Origin of the sequence: Streptomyces sp. NRRL B-3229, assembly GCF_000719505.1 — a bacterium.
Classification (GTDB): Bacteria; Actinomycetota; Actinomycetes; order Streptomycetales; family Streptomycetaceae; genus Streptomyces; species Streptomyces griseorubiginosus.
On record NZ_JOGP01000120.1, the window covers coordinates 1 to 421 of the forward strand.

General features: G+C 72.4%; 1 protein-coding gene. It reads right to left on the reverse strand.

Translation table 11 applies throughout. The features are described from left to right. On the reverse strand, nt 1-421 hold a 421-nt coding region (locus IF54_RS40245), incomplete at both ends, for a hypothetical protein (protein WP_037821257.1).

The following is a 421-nucleotide window of genomic DNA, read 5'->3' on the forward strand; positions in this document are numbered from 1 at the left end:
GGTCGGAGGTGAAGTAGGTGGCGACGGCGTCCGCGTCGGCGAGGGTGACGGCCCGGCGGGTGACCGTCTCCAGCACGCGCAGCGCCGAGTCGGCGAGGCGTTCGCAGCGTCGGGCACGGTCGTCGGCGAGGGTCTGTCTGCGGGCGGAGAACGCCTCGTGGATCTCCTCGCGCAGATCCGCGAGGTGCCCGAGGAAGTCCTCGAACTCGGAGAACCGGGACTCCAGGTCCTCCACCTGTACGAGCATCCGGGCGAGCTGGTCGTCGCAGGCGTCCGGGCTGTCGGCGGACGCCAGCGAGCCCGTGACCGACGCACCCAGCAGGGCGAACTCCGCTGCGAAAGCGGCTCGTTGCTCGTCGGCCAGGAGCACCCGGCGCCGGCCGTCGAGGGTGGCGCGGGCCCGTTTGACGCCACCCAGGAT